15 protein-coding genes and 1 pseudogene are annotated in these 22139 nt (G+C 38.2%); 1 reads left to right on the forward strand and 15 read right to left on the reverse strand.

The window, feature by feature from the left end; all coding sequences use genetic code 11:
• Window positions 1–38 precede the first annotated feature (38 nt).
• From Q5W13_RS08385 to Q5W13_RS08450, 15 genes and pseudogenes are all read right to left on the reverse strand, one after another.
• Window positions 39–992, reverse strand: coding sequence for a PorP/SprF family type IX secretion system membrane protein (locus Q5W13_RS08385; protein WP_155595328.1), 954 nt, complete (start codon window positions 990–992; stop codon window positions 39–41).
• A gap of 31 nt (window positions 993–1023) precedes the next feature.
• A complete protein-coding gene (locus Q5W13_RS08390; protein WP_304445987.1) occupies window positions 1024–3906 on the reverse strand; it encodes a T9SS type B sorting domain-containing protein in 2883 nt (960 codons plus the stop codon).
• A gap of 367 nt (window positions 3907–4273) precedes the next feature.
• On the reverse strand, window positions 4274–4639 hold the full coding sequence (locus Q5W13_RS08395; RefSeq protein ID WP_304445988.1) for a SprB repeat-containing protein: 366 nt from the start codon (window positions 4637–4639) through the stop codon (window positions 4274–4276).
• A complete protein-coding gene (locus Q5W13_RS08400) occupies window positions 4534–5181 on the reverse strand; it encodes a hypothetical protein (RefSeq protein WP_304445989.1) in 648 nt (215 codons plus the stop codon). The genes Q5W13_RS08395 and Q5W13_RS08400 overlap by 106 nt, the downstream gene beginning before the upstream one ends.
• Complete coding sequence (locus Q5W13_RS08405) at window positions 5169–6962, reverse strand: hypothetical protein (protein ID WP_304445990.1); 1794 nt, start codon at window positions 6960–6962, stop codon at window positions 5169–5171. Before Q5W13_RS08405 ends, Q5W13_RS08400 begins: the two co-directional genes overlap by 13 nt.
• Before the next feature lie 152 nt (window positions 6963–7114).
• On the reverse strand, window positions 7115–7645 hold the full coding sequence (locus Q5W13_RS08410; protein ID WP_304445991.1) for a hypothetical protein: 531 nt from the start codon (window positions 7643–7645) through the stop codon (window positions 7115–7117).
• Window positions 7614–8573: a hypothetical protein gene (locus Q5W13_RS08415; protein WP_304445992.1), complete on the reverse strand. Its 960-nt coding sequence runs from the start codon at window positions 8571–8573 to the stop codon at window positions 7614–7616. Before Q5W13_RS08415 ends, Q5W13_RS08410 begins: the two co-directional genes overlap by 32 nt.
• A gap of 174 nt (window positions 8574–8747) precedes the next feature.
• A pseudogene (locus Q5W13_RS24815) lies at window positions 8748–9080 on the reverse strand (hypothetical protein); the annotation flags it as partial.
• A 26-nt stretch (window positions 9081–9106) separates the two neighbouring features.
• The gene (locus Q5W13_RS08420; protein ID WP_304445993.1) at window positions 9107–10918 is read right to left on the reverse strand and encodes a SprB repeat-containing protein; all 1812 of its coding nucleotides are present in this window, start codon (window positions 10916–10918) and stop codon (window positions 9107–9109) included.
• The gene (locus Q5W13_RS08425; protein WP_304445994.1) at window positions 10915–15000 is read right to left on the reverse strand and encodes a SprB repeat-containing protein; all 4086 of its coding nucleotides are present in this window, start codon (window positions 14998–15000) and stop codon (window positions 10915–10917) included. Before Q5W13_RS08425 ends, Q5W13_RS08420 begins: the two co-directional genes overlap by 4 nt.
• A 127-nt stretch (window positions 15001–15127) precedes the next feature.
• Complete coding sequence (locus tag Q5W13_RS08430; protein ID WP_304445995.1) at window positions 15128–15601, reverse strand: hypothetical protein; 474 nt, start codon at window positions 15599–15601, stop codon at window positions 15128–15130.
• A complete protein-coding gene (locus tag Q5W13_RS08435) occupies window positions 15601–17805 on the reverse strand; it encodes a PorP/SprF family type IX secretion system membrane protein (protein ID WP_304445996.1) in 2205 nt (734 codons plus the stop codon). Before Q5W13_RS08435 ends, Q5W13_RS08430 begins: the two co-directional genes overlap by 1 nt.
• 10 nt (window positions 17806–17815) lie before the next feature.
• Window positions 17816–18772, reverse strand: coding sequence for a T9SS type B sorting domain-containing protein (locus tag Q5W13_RS08440; RefSeq protein WP_304445997.1), 957 nt, complete (start codon window positions 18770–18772; stop codon window positions 17816–17818).
• Window positions 18773–18866: 94 nt separating this feature from the next.
• Complete coding sequence (locus Q5W13_RS08445; protein ID WP_304445998.1) at window positions 18867–19601, reverse strand: hypothetical protein; 735 nt, start codon at window positions 19599–19601, stop codon at window positions 18867–18869.
• Window positions 19567–20067, reverse strand: coding sequence for a hypothetical protein (locus Q5W13_RS08450; RefSeq protein ID WP_304445999.1), 501 nt, complete (start codon window positions 20065–20067; stop codon window positions 19567–19569). Before Q5W13_RS08450 ends, Q5W13_RS08445 begins: the two co-directional genes overlap by 35 nt.
• Before the next feature lie 221 nt (window positions 20068–20288).
• On the opposite strand from Q5W13_RS08450, the gene Q5W13_RS08455 reads away from it, so the two are divergent.
• Window positions 20289–21971, forward strand: coding sequence for a glutamine--tRNA ligase/YqeY domain fusion protein (locus Q5W13_RS08455; RefSeq protein WP_304446000.1), 1683 nt, complete (start codon window positions 20289–20291; stop codon window positions 21969–21971).
• Window positions 21972–22139 lie beyond the last annotated feature (168 nt).

Raw genomic sequence — 22139 nt, forward strand, 5'->3', positions numbered from 1 at the left:
ATTTTTATAAGTACATAGATATTGAAACAGTTCTTTTCTTAGTACGTACAACGGCAGTTACTAAGCCCTTGGAACAAGTCTACACCTATGGTTACCACATGGGTTCCTGTACTGTACGTAAGTAACTCATTAAGAATGATTTGGTATGAATATCCAAAATAGAAGTTGTTTTTCTTTAGACCCGCAAAAGGAGCTATAAAAAGTGGGCTACCAATTTGATCATTTAAGAAACGATAGTTAACACCAGCGTAGAAATAATCATCAAAATTATACCATCTAAATTTTAGGTTTAAATCGGTTTCGGAACGTCCATCACTTTCAAACATTTTAAATAAAATAGAAGGTTCAATCTCTAAATCGCTATGCTTGTTTTTTCTATAACGGTAACCGGTATACACATAATAGTTTCTTAACTCATTAGGCTCATCTACATTAAATGTAAAGTTACTTGGGTCTTTACCTAAAAGGTTAGATGCATTACCACTTATATAAAATTTACCATACCGGTATAAAACACCTACATCAAAGTTATGGTTACTAGTTTGGCGGTTGTTAATAACACCCGGATCAAGATTGGCATCCACAAATTTATCAATGTCTATTCTAAACTGATTAAAGTTATATGAAAGGCCAAATGATAGAAACTCATCGTCATACCTATCAAGAGTTAAGTGATGGGCGAAAGAAACCCTAGCACCTTGTTGTTTTGTATAACCGTTTTTATCATTATATAAAAACAGACCTATACCAGATTGTTCGCCTAAGCGCATATCTGCTGCCAAGGATTGTGTTTGTGGAGCATCTTTAATACCCACCCATTGTGTAAGACCGTTAAGCCTAATTTTTACATGGTCTCCTATACCAGCATATACTGGTGATAGAACAAACGGGTTATCTGCCAAATATTGAGTAAGTTGAGGCGAATTGAGCTCTTGACCTCTAGCGGTTATAATGCCGGATAGGAGCAGCAAGGTCCATATGAATTTGCGCATGGTACTGTAGGTTGTAGGTTAAGTATTTTATTTAGCGATATAGGGTAAAGTGTCCAACGAATTCTCTGTCGTCATTCTCTCCGTTGAGTTTGATAACGTACCAGTAATCTCCTGAAGGAAGTTCTTTATTTAAATAAAGACCGTCCCATCCTGGATCACCAGCACCCATTCGGTACACCTCTCTACCATAACGATCAAATATGATGGTTAGTATCTCTGGGAAGCCATCTTCATTTTTAGGTTTCCAAGTCTGATTTTCCGCATCTCCATTTGGGGTAAAGAAGTTAGGAATATCAAGGTCAATAAACTCCATAAAGATACTGGCTACAACTTCGCAACCATTTTCATCTGTTACGGTAACTACATAAGTATCAGTACGGTTAATATAGAATGTATTGTCAGTACCATTATCTTTATCACCAAAAGTAATATTGTACTCACCTCTTCCTCCTGTAACATTTGCTGTTATCTGGTTGATGTTGGTTTGCTCTAAAACAATGGTCAAAGGTTGGTAATCTTCTATCTCTATATCATAAGTTATGATACAACCATTGGCATGAGAAATTGATATATAATGTGTACCTGGAGTTAGGTCTCTAAAGAATGGATTAAGTTGCATTTCTGCTGGATCGGTAGTATCAACTCCAAAAAGGACTTGGTCCGCAATACTAGTATCCTCCATCACAATGTTGATGTAGTTGTTAGGGATATTTCCATTACAACCATAAACTGGTTCTACGGATGCATTTAGATTAACACCGGCATCTACCGTTACGGTTATATTTTCTTCACAACCTTGAGCATCACGAATGAATATGATGTAGTTTCCTTCAGCCAGATCAGTGAACGTTGTTCTGTCTTCTACAAAATCAGTTTCTGTGTGTATTCTAGTACTATAAACAGGTGTACCGCCCGTAATGGTAAGCTCTATGGAACCATTTTCTTCACCTACACATATTTCTGGTGTTGATGTACCTAAAACCTCAATAATAGCAGGTTCGTCAATAGTATATTCCAATTCTATGAAACAACCATTTTGATCTTGTGCAATTACCCTGTAATTTTTAGGAGCAAGGTCTTCAAAAGTATTTTCATCATCAAACTTATTAAGGTTTGGTGATATAGCATATTGATAACCTCCTGAACCACCGGATAAGGTAACGGTTATACTACCGTCTTCTTCACCATTACAAGTTACATTGATAACATCATCTGTATAATCTAGAGCTGTAGGCTCAGAAATATCAATTCGTTCTGGAGTAGTTATTCTACAATCCTGACTGATTACATCTACGTAATAGGTATTTGCTGACAATGAGCTAAATGTTCCATTACTTTGAGGTCCTGCAATACGTGAAGCAACACTTAATGAAGCATCAGTATAAAGCGAATATTGATAGTTTCCTAAACCACCATCTGCAGTTGCATAAATGGTAGCGGTATTATCTCCATTACAGTTAATTACTGCAGCAGTCTCATCTACTGTTAATATTAATGGATCAATAGGGTCTTCTTCAATAGAATTAGATTGTACAGCTGTACATGAGTTTGTCTCATCTCTTACGTAATAACGATAGACACCAGCACTTAACATACCGCTTAGAGGTAAACTAACGCTGTTTCCTGACATTGCTGTCCATGTTACGTTGTCTATACTATATTCGTATGATCCGCTTCCTCCAGTAGCACTTAATTCGAATTCTACGCCTGTTGTACATGTCAACGGACTAGTTCTTATTAGTGAAGCCTCTACTTCCGTAGGATTAACGATTTCAATAATACGTGTTTCTTCAGAACACCCTACTTCATCACTAACGGTAACACTATAGAAACCAGCAGCTAAATTATTAAAGTCACCCGTAGCCTGCCCTACCGAAGTAGTCAACAAAATGCTTCCGGCTATATCTTCATAGACATTTAATTTGTATTGGTATGTAGGTGTAATATTTCTTGCATCTACCGCAGTTGATATGCTAGCAGTATTTCCGTTAAAACATGATAAGGTCGTTGCTGTTATATCAGTTACAATATCATCAGGTCTAATTAAAGTAATGTTATCAGAGAATACACATGAGAATGCATCCGTAACAGTCACATGGAAATCGCCTGCAGATAAGTTTTTGAAAATGAATGCCTCAACATTTGTTTCAGTATAGGTAGTAGAAGTAGTCGTATTTTCTAATACGATAGTATATGGACCTTCACCACCTGTTGGATCAACAAATATTTCACCTTGATCATTACTACACGAAACATTGGCTTCTTCCCTAACCGTAGCTGTAATTGGAGCACTTGGAGCCAATACTGTTATTACATTAGAATCATCATCACACAATGGTGCGGTAGTTTCTGTAATACGTATGTAATAGCTTCCTCCAACAAGATTTGAAATAGTTAAAGGTGTACTAGTGTTTCCTGTTCCACTAAATCCGGCTACAGGATTATCATTTAAATCATAAACTTGGTAACTGTAAGGACCAGTATAGTTGCTAATAGCAACACTGAAACTTCCGTCATCTACACCATCGTTCAAACATTGTTCATCTGTTAATTTGGTAGCCGTAACTTCAATAACGTCTGGGTCTTCAATCTCATGAACAGTTTCTATAACACAACCAGTATCTAAATTGGTAATTCTAACACTGTAGTTACCTATTTCTAATCCTGTAAAAGTTTCAGGATTACTTGTAGATGTAATGGTCTGTGCATAAGTCACGTTTATACCTGTTACAATATATTCTAAGTTAGGTGTTGCTGTGGCAGGGCTAACTGTTACTCCAACTTCTATCTCACCATTGTTCAAAGGAGAACAAGCAGCTTCTTGGGTTGTGGTAACGGTTGCATCGCTTATCTCTACATAAGGTAGAACTGTATCAGCTGTTGATAGTGCAGAACATCCCGCATTATCATACACACGTATTTCATAAGAACCTCCTAAACCATCAGTCTCAAAGTAAGTGGTATTAGAACCATCTTGAACTACACTTCCATCACGTATAAATACGTATCTAGAAAAAGTACCTGTACCACCTGATGCACTAGTGAACGATACACTTGCATTATTACCATTATTACCAAGAGTACAACCATATTCAAGAACACTAATGGCGTCTACGGTAATAACATCTAATTCAGTAATAGTAATGTCTGTTGTTATAGTACAGTTGTTAGCACCTCTTGCTTCTATTGTATATGTTATACCTGCAATAGAACCTTCAAGTCCATCAAAGAAAGCTGAGGTTGATGTTGATGATGTTGCAGCAATTGGGAAAGTAGCCGAACTACCTTGGTCCCGTAATAATTCGGAAGGTATACGGTCCTACTCCATTATCAGTAACGCCAACTGAAATTGTTCCATCATCGGCACCATTACAAGTTACATTGGTAGAAGAATTTGCATTTATTTCTGGAATCACTGCTGTTTCCAATCGCTGAGTTATAGTTGTACTACAACTATGATTTGTATCTAAATCGGTAATGGTAAATATATAATCACCTACTTGCGTAAGACCTGTAAAAATACCAGAGTTGTTGGTGTCATCTACGGTAGCTGGAGCAGATAATGGATATTGTACATCATATCTGAAGCTTCCCGAACCACCTGTTTGTGAAATGGTAATCTGTCCCCAGGATCTGTAGTAGAACAATCAATTGTTTTAACTACGGATGCCAATGGTGAAATAGGTTCGTGTAAGTCAATGCTTGTACTTGTAGTACCTACACAACCCCATTGATCGCTAACAACTACTTGATATTCGCCTGCACCTAAACCGCTAAATATAGCTGAGGTTTGTATAGGTCTCATATCTTCAAAAGTTGAAGATACTGTGTTGAACAATTGTAACTGATAACTGTAGTTGCTACCTTGACCGTTTAGAACATTAATAACTTCAATTTCACCTTCTAAATCGGTACAGTTAGGCTGATTTATTCTTAAATCTGCCGTAATTGGTGTTGGATCAGCCAGAACGACATCTGCTAATTGCTCAGCACATCCTCTAGAATCCATAAGCCAAACTTCGTAGGTAGCTGCGGTTAGGTTTTCTTCTTTCTGGTTTGAAATATAACTTGCAGGGTCAGTAGTGTCAATAACTGGACCGGCCGCATCAAAGATGAGATACGAATAACCGCCCCATCCGCCAGTAATATCGGTAATGGTAATGGTTCCGTTGTTGCTTAAGGTACGCAAGTAATATCGGTAAATATCCTATTTGCGCTAATTGGGTCACTAGGACCTGCAATGGTAAATAATTCAGAAGTTACACAAGAAGGGTTACTGTCTTGGGTAACCTCAACACGGTACTCGCCCGCGCCAATGGCATATGGTGTAGTGGGACCTACGTTGGCCGAGGTTCCGGTTGCCGCAGCAATGATGGTATCATCACCCGTAGCAGCCGTACCTTGTGAATTATATATTTGCCAAGTGAAACCGTCAGTGTATGGATTGGTAGCATCGCTTATAGTAAAGCTTACAGAACCATTATTTCCATTACATACTACATCTACAGTAGTAGCATCGATTTCAAATGTATTTGGATTTTCAATTTCAAAAGTGGTTTGTACAAAACATCCGGTATCTATGTTAGTTACGGTCACTTCATAGTTTCCTACGCCTATTCCAGTAAATGAATTAGTAGGTTGATTTAAGTTGCTATATGCATTATCGGTTCCAACAACAGAATATTCTAGTGTTGGTGTTCCTAAAGGAGGAGTTAAATCAACCGCTATTGAAATTACAGCATCATCACCAGGATTACAGCTTACATCGGTATCAATGGTAACCGTAGGATTACTGATTTCTACATAAGGAACAATTGTTTGGGTAGTAGAACCAGAACAACCATTATCGTCATAAACATTTATGGTATATGCACCACCTAATACATCAGTTTCAATGTAGGTGTCATTAGAACCGTTTTGAACAATAACATCTGCTTCTATTGCTGCTGTAGCTGGGTTATCATTTTTAATGAATTCATAACGAACAAAGGTATTTGAACCTCCTGCTGCACTTGTTACCGAGATACTTGCATCATTTTGATTGTTAGCAGTTGTACAGCCAAATTCTACAACCGGATTCATTGTTACAATAATAGCTGTTGGTTCTGCAATGATAATAGCAGCACTATCTGTAGTACAATTGTTAGTAGTAGAATTACCAGTAAGGGTTACTACATATCCAGCAGCTGTTGTTGTTGGTGCAAGACCAGTAAACGTTGCCGTAGTATTTGTAAAGCTTGTTGGGTTGATACTTGTTACAGCACCATCCATAGAAGTAATCTCAAAAGTATATGGTCCTGTTGCGTTGTCTATTGCTGAAATAGTAATAGTACCGTCAGAATCACCTAAACAAGTAACGTCGGTAAATGCAATTGTATTAACAACAGGCTCTACTCTAGTTGGAACGTTTACAACAAACTCTCTATTACAAATTACACTACTAGGTGTATTGGTATCATAGATAGTAATTGTATAATCTCCTGCAGCAGGCGCTTGGTAATTGAATGGGTTACCCGGAATAACTGTTTGCATAACCGCTGGAGCTCCGGCAGTATTTGTAATTGAGTACTCATAACTACCTGAACCATCTAATACTTCAATTGCTATTATGGCATCTGGCGAAGCAGTACAATCCAATATTTTGGTGAGCTCTGTTTTTGCAGAAAGAACAGGGTTTACTGTGTAATTAGATTGGGAGTTAGTACAACCGTTTCCATCAATAATATAGACATCATAAGAACCAGCGGTTACATTTTCAAATAAACCGGCATTATCAAGATACGTTGTAGGTACAGGGTCACCTGCAGGTACAATAGCATAACGGATATTCCCAGCGGCTGAACTTCCAACAACAGTAAGGTCAATTGGTGCACTACAGTTATCCTGAGTAATTGACGTGAAAGTTGGATTTGCCGATAAACTTAAATTAACCGGTAACATGGTAAACGAACATCCGTATTGATCATTCATTGTAACCGTGTAAGCTCCTGCTGGTGAGTTTACAGGAATTTGAACCGGGTTAGTATTTAGGTCTGTTAAAGCTGTAAAACCTAGAGGTCCGGTTACATCATAGGTATAAGGAGCTCCACCACCGCCAGTGATATTGTCAACAGTAATTAAACCTATGGCAAGTTACATGAGATGTCTCTTGTTGCAGTTGCTGTAGCATCTAATACCCTTAATTCTGGTACATAGGTGTTTTCACTACCTCCTGTACATGAATCTGTTGTTCCGTCAGACTGTACTATTTCTATATAATAATTGCCTTCGGGTAGGCCGGTAACATTTATAGTATTGTTATAAAGGATGTTTCCTCCACTGGTCTGAAGAGCAGTAGAATTACCTACTTCAAAGAATTCCCAACGCATATGTGAGTATGCTGTAGTTGGGGTTATTGTATATTCTATTTCACCAGTTGAAGAACCAAAACAAGTAGGAGTAATTTCCGTAGTGATGGTAATGGGTTCAACAATTAGGTCATTTACGTTTACAAGACTTTGACGAACACATCCGGTATTATCTCTAACATAGAATACATAAGTTCTACCTGGTGTTAATCCTGTCCAAGTATAAGAACCTTCACCTGCAGGAACGGTAGCACCACTAGAATTTACGGTTCCCCTATGGCTGCCAAGTGGTGGTAGCTGGATCAAAATTAGCCGGGTCTTCTGAAAAAGCATATTCGTAGGGGGCAATACCAGCTGTTCCCTGAACACGTACTTGTAAATCATTACAGTCTACGACTATTGCACTAATACTGATATCTAAATTATCTAATGGATAAGGAATGATGTATCTATCAAAATCCATTTGGCAAATAGTGCCACTAGGTAAAGTAACTCTGATAGAAGGGAAAACTTCTGTACCAGAAATAGTACCTCTCAATTCGTTGGACAGTTGCCAAGATGTACCACCATCGTTACTATATTCAATAATACCACCAGATGGAGATGTTACATTATCAAACCTAAATCCGTATTCATTCGTATCAGGGTCATTACAAGCCGCAGGTAAAATCGGAACGATATCTGCAGTTATTTCCGTGGCATTGTTAACGGTAATTGTAGCCGAAGTAATAGAACAACTGTTGGTGTCAGTAACCGTAATTTCGTAGTCACCTACTCCAATACCATTGAACGTCAATGTTGTTGTGGCTATGTTGGTATTTGTTATTCCGTAATCAATTCCATCAGCAGGACTCAAATCTACTAATTGATAAGTAAACGGACCTGTTCCTCCACCAGCTGTGGCATCAATAGAACCCAGACCATCAAAACACTCAGGGTCAGTTGCTGTTCCGCTTGCGATTAAAGTAGCAACGGGAGTTAGAATAATATCTTCTTGAACGAATGAACATGATGGCGATGTACCATTATTATCCAATACATGCACATCATAACCTGCTGGGTTGGCCGTTGCCATAGCACTAGTTATAGTCAATGAGTTTGTTGTAGTATAAAGACCAGAAGGGTCTGTGTTGGCAGGTACAATGGCATATACCAATGTTCCATTTCCACCCGCAGCATTAACGGTAATTGAACCGTCATTACACGCACTAATATCAACAACAGCTACGGACACTACTAACTGTGGGTCTATTGTAATGGTTTGTTGAACAGCTGTACATCCATAAGCGTCTCTAATATCTATGGTATAAGTACCATTGGCTAAATTGTCAAAGGTGTGAGTTGTTCCTGTAACTGGAGTTGCCGCTACAAACGGACCGCCATCAATACTGAAACTGTATCCTCCATTACCAGCAGTAACATCAACCTGTATAGAACCATCATTGGTACCGGAATAACAGGCCGTGGTAGTGGTGTCAAAAGTTGGTACAATAGGAGCAGTTACGGTTATTGCCGTATTAATCGGATCGCTACAGGTATTTGTATCTCTTGCTCTTACGATATAATCTCCTGCAGTTACTCCGGTAAATGTTGTTTCGGTTTGATAAGCAGTTAAAATTCCACCTGAATTATCTTCTAACTGATATTCATAAGTTGGAGTTCCTCCTATTGCGCTAGCGGTAATAGTAGCACCTGTATTGTTACAAGTAAACTGTTCTGTAATGCTTGCCGAAGCAACAATAGCATCCGGTTCGGCTAAAGTTTGATTTAATAGTACCGCGCAATAGGAAGGCTTGCAATAGCATTGTCAACATCCCGTACTTCAATTAAATGTGCTTGTGCGGCAAGACCCGTAATTTGTTCTGCAGCTGTAAACGGACCAACAAAGGCAGCTCCGTTTAGGCTATATTCAAATCCTCCTGTTCCGTAGTTATCTGCGTTAATCGTAATGGTTCCAGAATTATCTGCATTACAATCTAGATTTTCAAAAGCAGTAATAGAAGCTTCAAAAGTATGCCCATCTTCTACAATTACTGTGGTATCAACCGTACAATCACTACCGTAGTTTACGACAATGTTGTGGCTTCCTATTGCTACATTACTAAATAGATTTGGTGTTTGAGCCGTTGCTCCATCTATACTGTATGTATACGATGCGTCACTAGGTAATACCGTAATATTTCCTGTTCCATCACAATTATAGGTCACAGAAGTAGAAAGCGTTGGTTCTGTAGGTAATGGTAAAATTATAACATCAGACAAAGTAATCTCGCAAGAAGTGGCATTGGCATCTCTAACACGGATACTATACGTACCATCTGATAGGTCCGTAAATGTATGCACTCCCGTTGAAGAAGAAGCTGTCCAAGCACCTCCGTTAATACTGTATTGATAGTTTGTTGAACCACCTGTTGTTGGTGTAACGTTTCCAACGGTAATTTCTCCATCAACTAAACAAGTATAATTTTGTGTGATAGTAGCTTCTGCAACCAACTGTGCGGGCTCCGTAACGACTACGTTTTCTGGAATAGTTTCACAATCATTAGAATCTTTAACACGAACAGGGTATGTGCCCGCAGGAAGATTGGGAAAATTATTTTCTGTTACATAAGTAACTCCATTATCAATACTGTACGTAAATGGTGCGTTTCCGCCAGAATCTATAGCAATTGAAATAGCTCCGTTTGATTCTCCGAAACAAGTCACCGCTGTTGGTGTTGGAGTTATGACAATTGGCGCATCTTTAGCAACAGTTATAGTATACATTGCCGGACAATAATCCGTTCCACCACTGTGGTCACGTACATATACATCATAATCTCCTGCAGCAGAAACGGTCACGGGGTTTGTTGTGCTAAAATCTCCATCAAGGACCGCAGTTCCATTAGTTACAACAGCAAATACATAGTTGTTGTCCCCACCTGAAGCAGCAATAGTAATATCAGTATCAGTTGCACAAGCTGTAATGGTTGGAGCCGATGCGCTAACTGTTAATTGTGGGGCGATTGTAATGGTCTGTAAAACACCAGTACAACTTAAAGCATCTTGTACATTTATAGTATACGTCCCGTTGGAAAGACCACTAAACGTATGTGTCGTATTTGCAGGAGTTGGAATTACCCAAGGGTTTCCGTTTATGCTAAAAGTGTAATCTCCATTTCCGTCTGTAACATCTACTTGAATCGTAGCGGTATTTCCACCAGGATAACAGGCGGTAGGCGTAACATTAAAAGTAATCGGGTTGGCAGCAGCAACTGTCAAAGCAGCGTTAATGGCATCCTCACATGAATTGGCATCCCGTACACGAACAATATAATCGCCAGCAGCTAAACCAGAGAAAACTGTGTTTGCCCCGTTTGTTGCATAATCAAATGTTCCTACTATAGCCCCCAGATTATCTTCTAATTGATATTCATATGCTGAAGTACCACCGGTAACACTGGCTGTAATAGTAGCACCTCCGTTAGTACAACTTAATTCTGTTGTAATTGAAGCAAAAGCCTCTAGTGCCTCTGGTGCGTTAATGGTCTGTGTAAGCGTTCTTGAACAGGTTGTTTCATCTGCTTTTCTAACAATCAATGTATGTGAACCAGCACCAGGGTTGCTGGTGAAGTAACCGGTGAAGTAGTTGAAGTTACGAATGCGCTTCCGTCTATTGAATATTGAAATCCTGCTGCATTAAAATCTTCTACTTCAAAGGTAAGTGTACCATCAGAAAGTCCGTTACAACTTGCATCTGTAGAACCAGTAACAGTTGCCGTAAATACTTTACCAGCAACAACGGTAACAGCGGTCTCAACAGTTTGTACACATACTTCCGGTATTTGAAAAACACTAATATCATCAATAGCAACATCGTTACCTCCGTTACCTATTTTTTCAGTTCTAATAACAAAATCAAGTGTTGTATTACTACCAGGATTTAAATCAGCTGAAAACTCTATCCAGTTGCTAGCTCCCGTATTTTTGGCAATATCTCCTGTCCGGATAGATGCTACTATGGCATCTGTACTTGGGTTCCGAACTTCAATAGTTAAATCAGGGTCTAAACCGCCGGTACCGTTTCTTAAAAGGTTGATTAACCAAAGAGAAACGCTTAATGGTTGATTAGGAATAATATCGTTTATAGCCTTTCTGTATATAATTTGGTAAGGGCTTGGCGTACCTACATTTATAACTAAATAACGACCTTGTGATGCTTTTGTACCTGATGTATGGTCAATTGGATTAATCCAAGAACCGAAAGGTCTTTCTATATTACTCGTTACTGCATATTCATAATCATTTACGTAAGCTCCGTTGTCTATTGGGGCACCACTTGGAGTTGTGTTATCAAGCTGATTTTCATAAAAATACCCAGATGTATTTGGGTTTGGTATTGTAGAACCGCTTCCAAAGTCTTCGGCCAATAATAAGCTTGGAGTAGGTGGGGTTTGCGAGACATAATTTGTACTCACCGTATACGTTCCCGGTCCTACATTTTCAAAAACATTGCTTGTTGGGTCTGGCGAATTTACCACACCATCTAAGGCAAAAGTATAATTGTATGTTGAAATATTTGGGGTAGCAGTTACCGTAGCCAATCCATCACAATCATAGCTTACTTCTGGAGTAAGGGTTACGTTTGGTTCGTCAGGAACATCATCAACAGTAACGGTCATAGGAAATTCACAAGCAGTATCTTTTACGATAATCGTATAATCTCCAGGAGGAAGCGTTGCTGTACTAGAAGAACCATAGCTGGCACCACCATCAAAGCTATATTCATATGGAGCTGTACCGCCCGTAACGTTCGTTACTCTTACTTCTGCACCATTAGGGTCACAAGTAGCATCTCTAGAAACTCCTGCAGAGGCACTTAAAGGAAATGGCTCCGTTAAATCTACAGTTTGTGAAAAATTACAACCAGATGAATCGGTTACATATACTTCATATGTACCAGCAATAAGGTTTACAAAATTAGGAGTTCCTTGCGTAGTGGTTCCACCATCTATACTGAACTGAAATGGTGCAACACCACCAGTTGTATTTATGGTAATTGCTCCGTCCGAATCACCACTACATGATGGTGATGTTTCAGTAATGGAATCTAGGGTCATTGCCCCATTATCATTAAGTGTTACTTCGTTAGAAAAGGCAAAACAGTTGTTAGAATCAACAATTACGAAAACATAATCGCCATCTTCTCCTGGAAAATACTCATCGGTACCATCACTGTCAGAATCTCTCCAACCGAAAGAAAAAGTAGGATTTGTATCATAAGCATCATAAGGTATTGATGCTACATCAGTATATAAATTGGTTCCATTTTTACTCCAAATAGCATATGAATAATCTGGGTTTGGAAGTCCACCGCTACCGGTCAATTGGATAGTTCCTGCGGTACAACCTATATCTCTTGTGGTTAATGCCGTTATAGTTGGGTCTGGTGTTCTGGTAACAGTTACATCTTCAGAATAGGCACAACCATCTGCGGTAGAAACTTCTATGATGTAGTCTCCTGCATTTACATTAAAAGAGTTTGTGTTATCCGGTTCTGCAGTTTCGTCATCAATTAAGGTTCCATCACTTCTTTTTAAGATGTAGGTGTAATTAGGTTCAACATTAAGAACATCTATTTTTATAATACCTTGTGCATTACAGTTAGATGGAGTAGTTGTTACATTTACTTGAAAGTCTCTATCTAGTATACCAATGTCAGGAGTACTGAATATGCAAGCATCTTCAATTGGGTTTCCTGAAGCGTCTAATTGAGTTACGTCAACTCTATAGGCACCGTTAGTAGAAATATCAAAACTAGGGCCGTTGTTAGCGCTAAATGGTATTACTATAGCGTTGTTAGCAACATCTACCAATTGGTAGCCATAGTTACTGCCTAAGTTGGTTATAGTAATGTTACCATCTGTAGTACAGATGATATCTCGGTCATTGTAAAGAATGTCCAAATTATTCTGGAATACATCAAAATAAAAGCGACTAAAACACCCATTGGTATAATTAATAACCAAACGGTATTTTCCTGCTGTATCTGCGTTATAATCGCTTCCTGCAGCCACTTGATTCCACGTACAGCCTAAGTTCTTATTAGCACAATCATCAGGTGCAGCTGTACAGCTTCCTTCATCTAATTTCTCCCAAGCAATACTTTGAGCATCTAGAATATCTAATGTAATAGATTGTGTATCGGCCGTACCACAAAGAAATATTTTAGGTAAAAAGTCACCATCAATACTACATTCTACAATTTCACCTTGAATATCATTAGTAGGATCAGCATCATTATTCGTGTCATTAAAAAAGTCGACTAATGGATTAGTTTGAGTAGCGCCAAAACGCTCTACAATCATAATTTCTCTAAAGCCTTTACATGGCGCAGGTATAATCTTATCTACAATATAGGTTCCCGGTTGTGTTACAACTAGGGTATTGGAAGTGCTATTCTGTAATACGGTATCTGTAGAATCAAAACTACCGTTGCCGTTATCATCACTTACCCATATATAAGAATCAAAATTTTCTCCTGCGTTTAAGGTTACACTGTCTCCGCAAAGTTGAACGTTTCGGGTAAAATTACAATCAGATAAATCATCTAATAAAAGTTGGTTGGTTGCACCTGGTGTAACGAATCCACAGTTATCAAAATCAGATACACTAGGATCATCTGTAATACGGTTATCGTTTATTGCGCCTTGATATGTAGAGTAGGCCAAGTTTTGTATGAGATCTGTACAGGCATCTATAAAGTCAAAGCAGTTTTCCGCAACTTTAACTCGCATACGAATCTGTGCCGGAGTATCACCCTCTTCTACGAACGTATCCGGAATGAAAAAATCAACCTCTCTTGTTGCTGGGTTGTAGGTATATGTAGTTCCGGTAGGCATGTCTATATTTGCCTCGTCAAGGGTAACGTTTATAGGAAGTATATCACGAATGGCATAGTTTACAGCATCATCATTACCGGTGTTTGTAAAAGTAAGAACGTAATCTAATATTTGACCAAGGTTAACACCTTGACCTGTAATATCATTACCGGCAATATCTTCTACCTTTTTTTCTAGAACAATATCCGGTTCAATAATTTCAATATTGAACGAGTTGAAAAACGGATAATACTGATCACCATTGGTCTGAAAGCTAAAGGTTGCAGCAGTTTCACTATTAGGTATAACGGAATTGGTTGGGTTGTTTAAATTAAAGATATCACTGTCAAAACCTAATGTGTTTAGACTAAATGGATCTCTATCATTAGCATGTACACCATTACGTGTAATATTACTATTAAAGAAGTTATTTGAAGGATTTGTGCCGTTGCTTAAGGTTGTAAAATTTGGTCTGCTCGCAGCCCTAATTCTTAATCTGTCTCCTGTAATTCTAAAGTCACCTTCAAGTGTAGCAGCACCAATATTTGCGCTCACCGGACCTACTGGAATTGTATTAAACCCTGAGTAATTTATATTAACATTACTGGTGCCGGTAACCCTAGCAAAACCATCAAAAGTGGTAATAAGTTTACCACTAGAATTAGGGTTTTCATAAACAATAACAAGAGTCCAACCTCCTGCTACACCACCAGTCATTCTTGACTGTCCGCTAGGTGCAATACCGTAACCTTGTGCACTAGCTATATTTGCAATGGTATAATCTCCTTGAGGATTAGCCAAAGGAGTTATTAAACTGGTTACATCTGCATAACATGCATAAGGTGCATTTGCACTTAGAGCTGGGTTCGTTAGGCCATCATGCAGTATTTCGTCTGCTGTAATATCTACATAGATGCCATTAGGGACTTTAAATTTTATTTGATCTATTTGCCGTGTCCTTGGCTGTACCTACTGGGTCTGCAGTATTATCCCTTGGGTAGGTGGCGGACCAATATAGACCTGCATATCTTATAAGATTACAGTCAGCATTAGGAAATGAAAATGTTGCTGTACTAGAACTAAATGTGCTAGTATCACTATCAACATCTATGTACTGCATGTTTTTGCGATCATTGTAGTTATAGTAACCACCGGTTTCTGCGTTACGATTACTAGAAGGCCAATAATTGCCATTAGTGTTGAGGTTATTGTAAGGGTCTTCTGGTTCGGTAGCAGTAGTGCCTCCGTCCCTATTTACAATAGTGTTTGAAATAAATGTTAAATCCCCCTTAATGTTGTTCTGGTAACGAACTTCAAAGGAATTATATTCTTGTGAATAGCCTGCAAATGCCAATAAAAATAGAGCGCCCGCAAATATTTTTTTAATGGATTTTGATTTCATTAAGCTAGTAGGTTAGGTTTGACGCGCATAATCCACATTTTGTCATTGTACGCATCATTTAGGTTGGTATAGTAAGACAAGAGGGCATTGTTCCAAGATTGGTGTCTTTTTAGATAAACATACCTCCAGTTATTATCTGGGTTTATGAAATAACTGGCACTAAGCCCGTAAGAATTTAAAAGCTTTACAAAACGATTTGCATTTTTAGGATTTGCAAATACATTTGCGATGATATAATAGCCAGAGCCAATACCATCTATTTTGTGAGTTTTAGGATCTAACTCATTAGATACCATTTGGTCTTTTACTACAGTGTTTGTGCGTAGTACATCAGTATCATATTTAGCAGATTTTTCTTTAAGTTTATCTACGTTAGAAGCGTAAGCTTCGTTAGAGTAGCGGTTGTCAACATCCATAATCCACATAGCGCCATCATAGGCACCGTTCATACCACTGTTGTGTGCGGCTACCGCTTCCTCCCAAGTATCATAGCGTTCTAAATACACGTATTTTAAACCGTTACTAGGGTTGTCTATGTAGTCCGAAGAAAAACCATCGTTATTAAGTTTGTTCATAAACTTGTCCATATACTGGCCGCCTTTATAAACATTGGCTACTACATAGTAACCGTCTTTTACACCTTCTAAATTTTTGAATTTTCTACTTTTTACATCACTTCTATCAGCAACTGCTGAAGTTGTTCCAGAGGTTGTTCTACTATTGGCAGTTGAATTGTTTTGAACCTTATCTTTTACAATAGCAGGCCTAGACTGAGTAGTATTATTTGAAGCTAGGGTAGTTGTTGGAGTACTATTATTAGAAGAGTTGCTATTTATATTGTTGCTAGGTGTTTTGCTTGTGGACCCACCATTGTTAGATGTGCTCGCGGATAATGTACTATTTGGTATACTATTGCTGTTTTGCGTATCATTGCTAGCAATAGCAGGGCGATCGTTATTACCCATAAATAAATTCTGGGCGCGGTCTTCAAGATCAGGACGCTCACCATTGGTCTCGTTGCGTACCATGCTCATCACCATATTAAAGCGATTCTCTAAATCCTTTTGACGATTAGATTCCAAGGAATCTTGACGGAACATTAGCTCTTGAATGATGGCATCGTTCTCTGCCAGTTTACGTTTTAGCTCTTCTATTTCTTCATTATCTACAAGATCATTTTTGTCAACTTCTTCATTATCAACTAAAGAATCTTCATAATCATCTTCTAACATTACACGGTCTTCGGTAAGGTTAGGAGTAAATGAGAATGCGAATGAAATTTCATGGGTAACACCAAAATTATCAAAGTTGGTTCCAAAGCCCTTTTCCATGGTATATCCTAAAGAAAGTCTTTTGTTGATGTTGAAACCTGCACCTGCAGATGCACCGTAAAAACTGTCATAGCCACCTTGTAGCCAACCTAGTTTAGGTAAGTCCAAAATAACAGCACCTCCGTAAGTCATATCTTGAGATTCGTCGCCTGCTGCTAATCGGTTTTGACCATTCATGCGTACTCTTGCAATTGGCATTAATCTGCTACCCTCCATAATACCCTCATTATTATCAAAATGATGGGTATATTGAAGGTGACTAGAATATGTTTTATCGCCAAACTCTGTTAACGACTTGCTTGTCTTTAGATTATAATCGAATAAGTTTTCGGCAAAAACACCAAAATCTATGTTGCCATAAGAGATGTTGAAACCAGGTTGAAAAGAAAGCACATTGCTGTCTTCAGTACCGGTTAAACTATAGTCATTAAGATCAATAACATCAATGCTGTTTTGATCAAGACCCGTACTATAATAGGTAAGGTTACCACCAAATGTAAAATTACTTTTGTCGCTCAACTTTATCCCGTAGGCATAGTTGGCTAACACACCAATGTTAGATACAGCTCCAACACTTTGTGTATACAAGCTTAGCCCTAAACCACTTTTATCTCCTATTCTACCACTGTAACTTAAGAAGTAAGTCTGATCATTGTCCTTAAATTGTACCGATTGGTTTCGATGTAAAAGGTTAATGTATGACTTGTCTTCCTGAACCGTAGAAAAGGTTGGGTTAATCAAGAATCTGTTGAACTTCAACAAATTCTGTGACGCTGGGCTATATAACAAAACTGGATCGTCTTCCTGCGCCTGAACGCTTCCAAACGTTAGGGCAGCCAGCAAAGTAAGTGCTATGTATTTTACAAATTTCATGGCGGGGTGGTTATCTAATAACTGTTATAGTACCTTGTTTCAATGTCTCGCTATCATTTTTAATTACATAGTAGAAAACCATGTTTTGCTTAGCGAAGCTAATTGAAGACTCAGGCCAGTTATTTTGGTAGTTGGTTGAATTAAGGACTTCTTCTCCTTGGGCGTTATATATGATTACACGCACATCGGATTTGTTTGAATATGAATTTGGTACAATCCATTGATCGTTTGCGCCATCACCATTTGGTGTTATAACGTTAGGTATATTAAATAGATCTAAATAGGTTACTGTAATTGGTTTACTGATTTCACAGTTATCGATATTTGCTATCAATAGGTAGTTACCTTCAGTAGTAAAAGTAGCTGAAGAAGAACTGCTTATTTCAATATTGTTAGCATCTAACCATCTGTAGGCAGTACCACCATTTGCATTTACAGTTTTAGAACTTCCTTCTGGAAAAATTACATCTCCTTCAACATCCAATGTAATAAGCTCGGGGTCTAAAGGAATGATGCTAATTTCATTTGATACTTGAGAACACGTACCTTTTCTGATTACCAAACGGTATGTTCCTTGTTGAGTAACTGACAAAGAACTATCTGATGAATTAATAGCTTCACCATCACGTTCCCAATCAAAAGTTTCAGAAGTTAAGTCTGTAGTAGTTGATATAGTAATTACATCTGAAGAGCTACAATAAACGGTACTAGTACTGCTAATTGTAAGAGCTTCGCTTGCTAGTTGTACTGGCAAGTTGTTTGATGTTGTGGCCATTCCACCTAAATCAGTATTTACTGTATAGGCTCCATTTTCATCGCTATTTGTTAAACTGATAGATTGTGAAGTTTCACCCGTTACGTTAGTTCCGTCTTTCTGCCATTGATAAGTAAAAGATGAGGCAACGTCTGCAGTAACATCAATTTCACTTGCATCACTTAATACAGCATATATTTTGTCAACGGTCAAGGCAATGCTCGTACTGGTACATGACTCATAAGAAGTAGCATACGCTATTTCTGTTCTGAATGCCGTAGGCGCTACAATCTCTGTATCATCGGAATTAACTGTAGTAGATGCACAAGTACCACCTGTTTGTGTAATAGCAGCGTGGTAAGTTCCGGCTGGCTACGGTTAAAGAAGAACTATTAGAGCTAGGAATTGGAGTACCATTTCTGAACCACTCAAAGGTGGGCGAATTGGCACTTGTTGTAATACTTAAAGTTTGAGACTGAGAAGGAAGCACTACAAGGTTAGCATTGTTATTTATTGTAACTGTAAATGCTCCTGAATTTGTAATAGTTACTGCAGCAGATGTTTCTGTACAAATACCCGATCCTTTTACTTCTACCGTATAGTCTCCTACAAAAGCAGGATCGTTTGTATCAATAGTATAAGTAAATCCACCTACTTGAGAAGCTTGTACTTCAGTACCATCTTTATACCATGTATATATATAGGTAGCATCTTGTACGTTTGCTTCTAAAGGAGCAACAGTATCTCCTGCACATAAAGCAGTAGTTGTGGGTGTGTTAATTGCAATGCCCGTACTGGTACCGGAATTAATTATGATATGATTAGACTCTGTATTGGCAGAACCTGTACAGTCGCCGTAATCTATAAACACAAAATATTCACCCGTTCCATCTGTTACTATAGACGGTCCATTACCAGGAAGTTTTGTACCACTTCTATACCAAGAATACTGATAGGTATTTAAATCTTCAGTAGGTATGTTATCTACGGTTAAAGTAATTTGTGTGCTACCGCAAGCTTGTAAACTTAGGGGTAGTTCCATCACCATCCGGACTCATGTGTAAGTTGGTATCAAAACCTAAAAAGTACATGGAGTAGCCAGGGGATGCTGTACCGGTTGATGCAGGACTCGTACTTCGTACGCGCATCATATAGTTAGCACCTCTGGTGTTTTGAGGAAGATTAAAACTAGTAGTAAACTCGTTATTATTATTTTGATCACTTACTGTTGAAAGTTCTAAAGGAGTACCGAATGACCCATTAGGGTCTGACAACTCTAGTATAAATGTGTTGTCGGAATTTGCGGCTCCAGCCCATTCTATGGTAACAAAGAACTCGTTAAAGTCTGTGTCAGCACATGCTCTGGGCCAGGTGTTGGTTCCCGTTAAATTGGGGTTGTCAGCTGGCACTGGTGCCTGCAATGCAATTTGTGCAGAGATTTGTGTGGTGAGCAGCACTAAAAATGCTGTCAAAATTGTTCGCGGAATGTTAATTCTTTTCTGTCTCATAAGTAGGCGTAGTTTTGGGTTTACTACAGGTTTCAATGTCAGATTTGGGTTATGACATGGAGAATACACTAACAAATATGAGCTATAATACACGCGTAGAGAATTTAATGTTGTATCAAGGGATATAATTGTTGTGAAATGCACGTATTTGTATGAATGAAGATTGAAAGCTGCCCGATTACTGCATTTTACGTACCTTTGTGGCACTAAAAATTAACCCTATGAGCGAGGCAGTTGAGTCGTTAAATTTCATTGAACATATTGTTGAAGAGGACTTGAAAAATGGTTATTCCAAAAAGGATTTGCGCTTTCGTTTTCCACCTGAACCAAACGGCTATTTACACATTGGCCACGCAAGCTCTATTTGTTTAAATTTTGGACTAGGATTACGGTATAATGCTCCTGTTAATTTAAGGTTTGATGATACCAATCCTGCTAAAGAAGAACAAGAGTATGTAGATGCTATTAAAAAGGATGTGGAATGGTTAGGTTTCAAATGGGATACCGAAAGGTATGCTTCTGATTATTTCCAACAATTATATGATTGGGCCATTGATCTTATTAAGCAAGGAAAGGCTTATGTAGATGAACAGTCTTCTGAGGAGATGGCTATCCAAAAAGGCACACCTACACAGGAAGGAACTAATAGTCCATTTAGAGATCGTTCTGTAGAAGAGAATCTTGCAATCTTTCAGCAAATGAAAGATGGAAAATTCGCTGAGGGTACACATGTACTACGCGCTAAAATAGATATGGCATCTTCTAATATGTTGATGCGTGATCCTATTATGTATAGAGTGCTTCATAAAGCACATCACCGTACAAATACCGATTGGTGTATTTACCCAATGTATGATTGGACTCATGGGGAGAGTGATTATATAGAACAAGTTTCGCATTCATTTTGTACGTTAGAGTTTGCCATGCACCGTGAGCTTTATGATTGGTTTTTAGATCAAGTTACGGACGCAGAAAAGTTACGTCCTAAGCAACGTGAATTTGCACGTAGGAACCTTAGTCATACCGTTGTTAGTAAACGAAAGTTGTTACAATTGGTAGAAAATAATGTGGTGATTGGTTGGGATGACCCTAGAATGAGTACTATTTCTGGGTTACGTAGACGGGGTTATACGCCTGAGTCTATCCGTAATTTTGTTGAGACAATAGGTATTGCAAAACGAGATAATCTTATAGATGTTTCTCTTTTAGAATTCCATTTACGTGATCACTTGAATAAGATTTCACCAAGAGTTATGGGTGTTTTAGACCCAGTAAAGGTTGTTATTACAAATTATCCAGAAGGTGAAGTTGAATGGCTAGATACAGAAAACAATCCTGAAGATGAGTCTGCAGGTACACGTCAAGTACCTTTTACGAGAGAAATTTATATTGAAAAGGAGGATTTCAGGGAAGAAGCAAATCGTAAGTTTTTCCGTTTAAAACTAGGAGGAGAGGTTAGATTAAAATCTGGATATATTATAAAGGCGGAAAGTTGTACCAAAGATACCGATGGGAATATTACTGGAATTCAATGTACATATGATCCTAAGAGTAAAAGTGGTAGTGGTACAGAAGAGAGCCTTCGTAAAGTAAAAGGAACTTTACATTGGGTATCTGTTGCTCATGCTTTGAAAGCAGAGGTTAGATTATATGACCGGTTATTTACAGATGAAAGTCCGGATACGCATAAAGACAAAGATTTTATGGAATTCATTAATCCTGATTCCTTAAAAGTGATTACTGGATATTTAGAACCTAGTCTTTCAGAGGCAAAATCTGGAGATCGTTTTCAATTTCAACGTTTGGGTTATTTTTGTGTTGACCCAGATTCAACTAACCAAAAATTGGTTTTTAATAAAACTGTTGGCTTAAGAGACACTTGGGCAAAATTACAGAATAAATAGATTTTTACTTTTTTGAAAATATTGGACTCCTTAAAGACATTTTGTTTTTAAGGAGTTTTTTTTCGCATTACAACTAAAATATTGACTATAATTTTTATCTATAGTAAATTGAATTTGTATTGATAATTTAAATTAAATGTCACTTATTGTAATGCGATATGCAGGGAA

Origin of the sequence: Zobellia laminariae, from assembly GCF_030553095.1 — a bacterium.
GTDB classification, from domain to species: domain Bacteria; phylum Bacteroidota; class Bacteroidia; order Flavobacteriales; family Flavobacteriaceae; genus Zobellia; species Zobellia laminariae.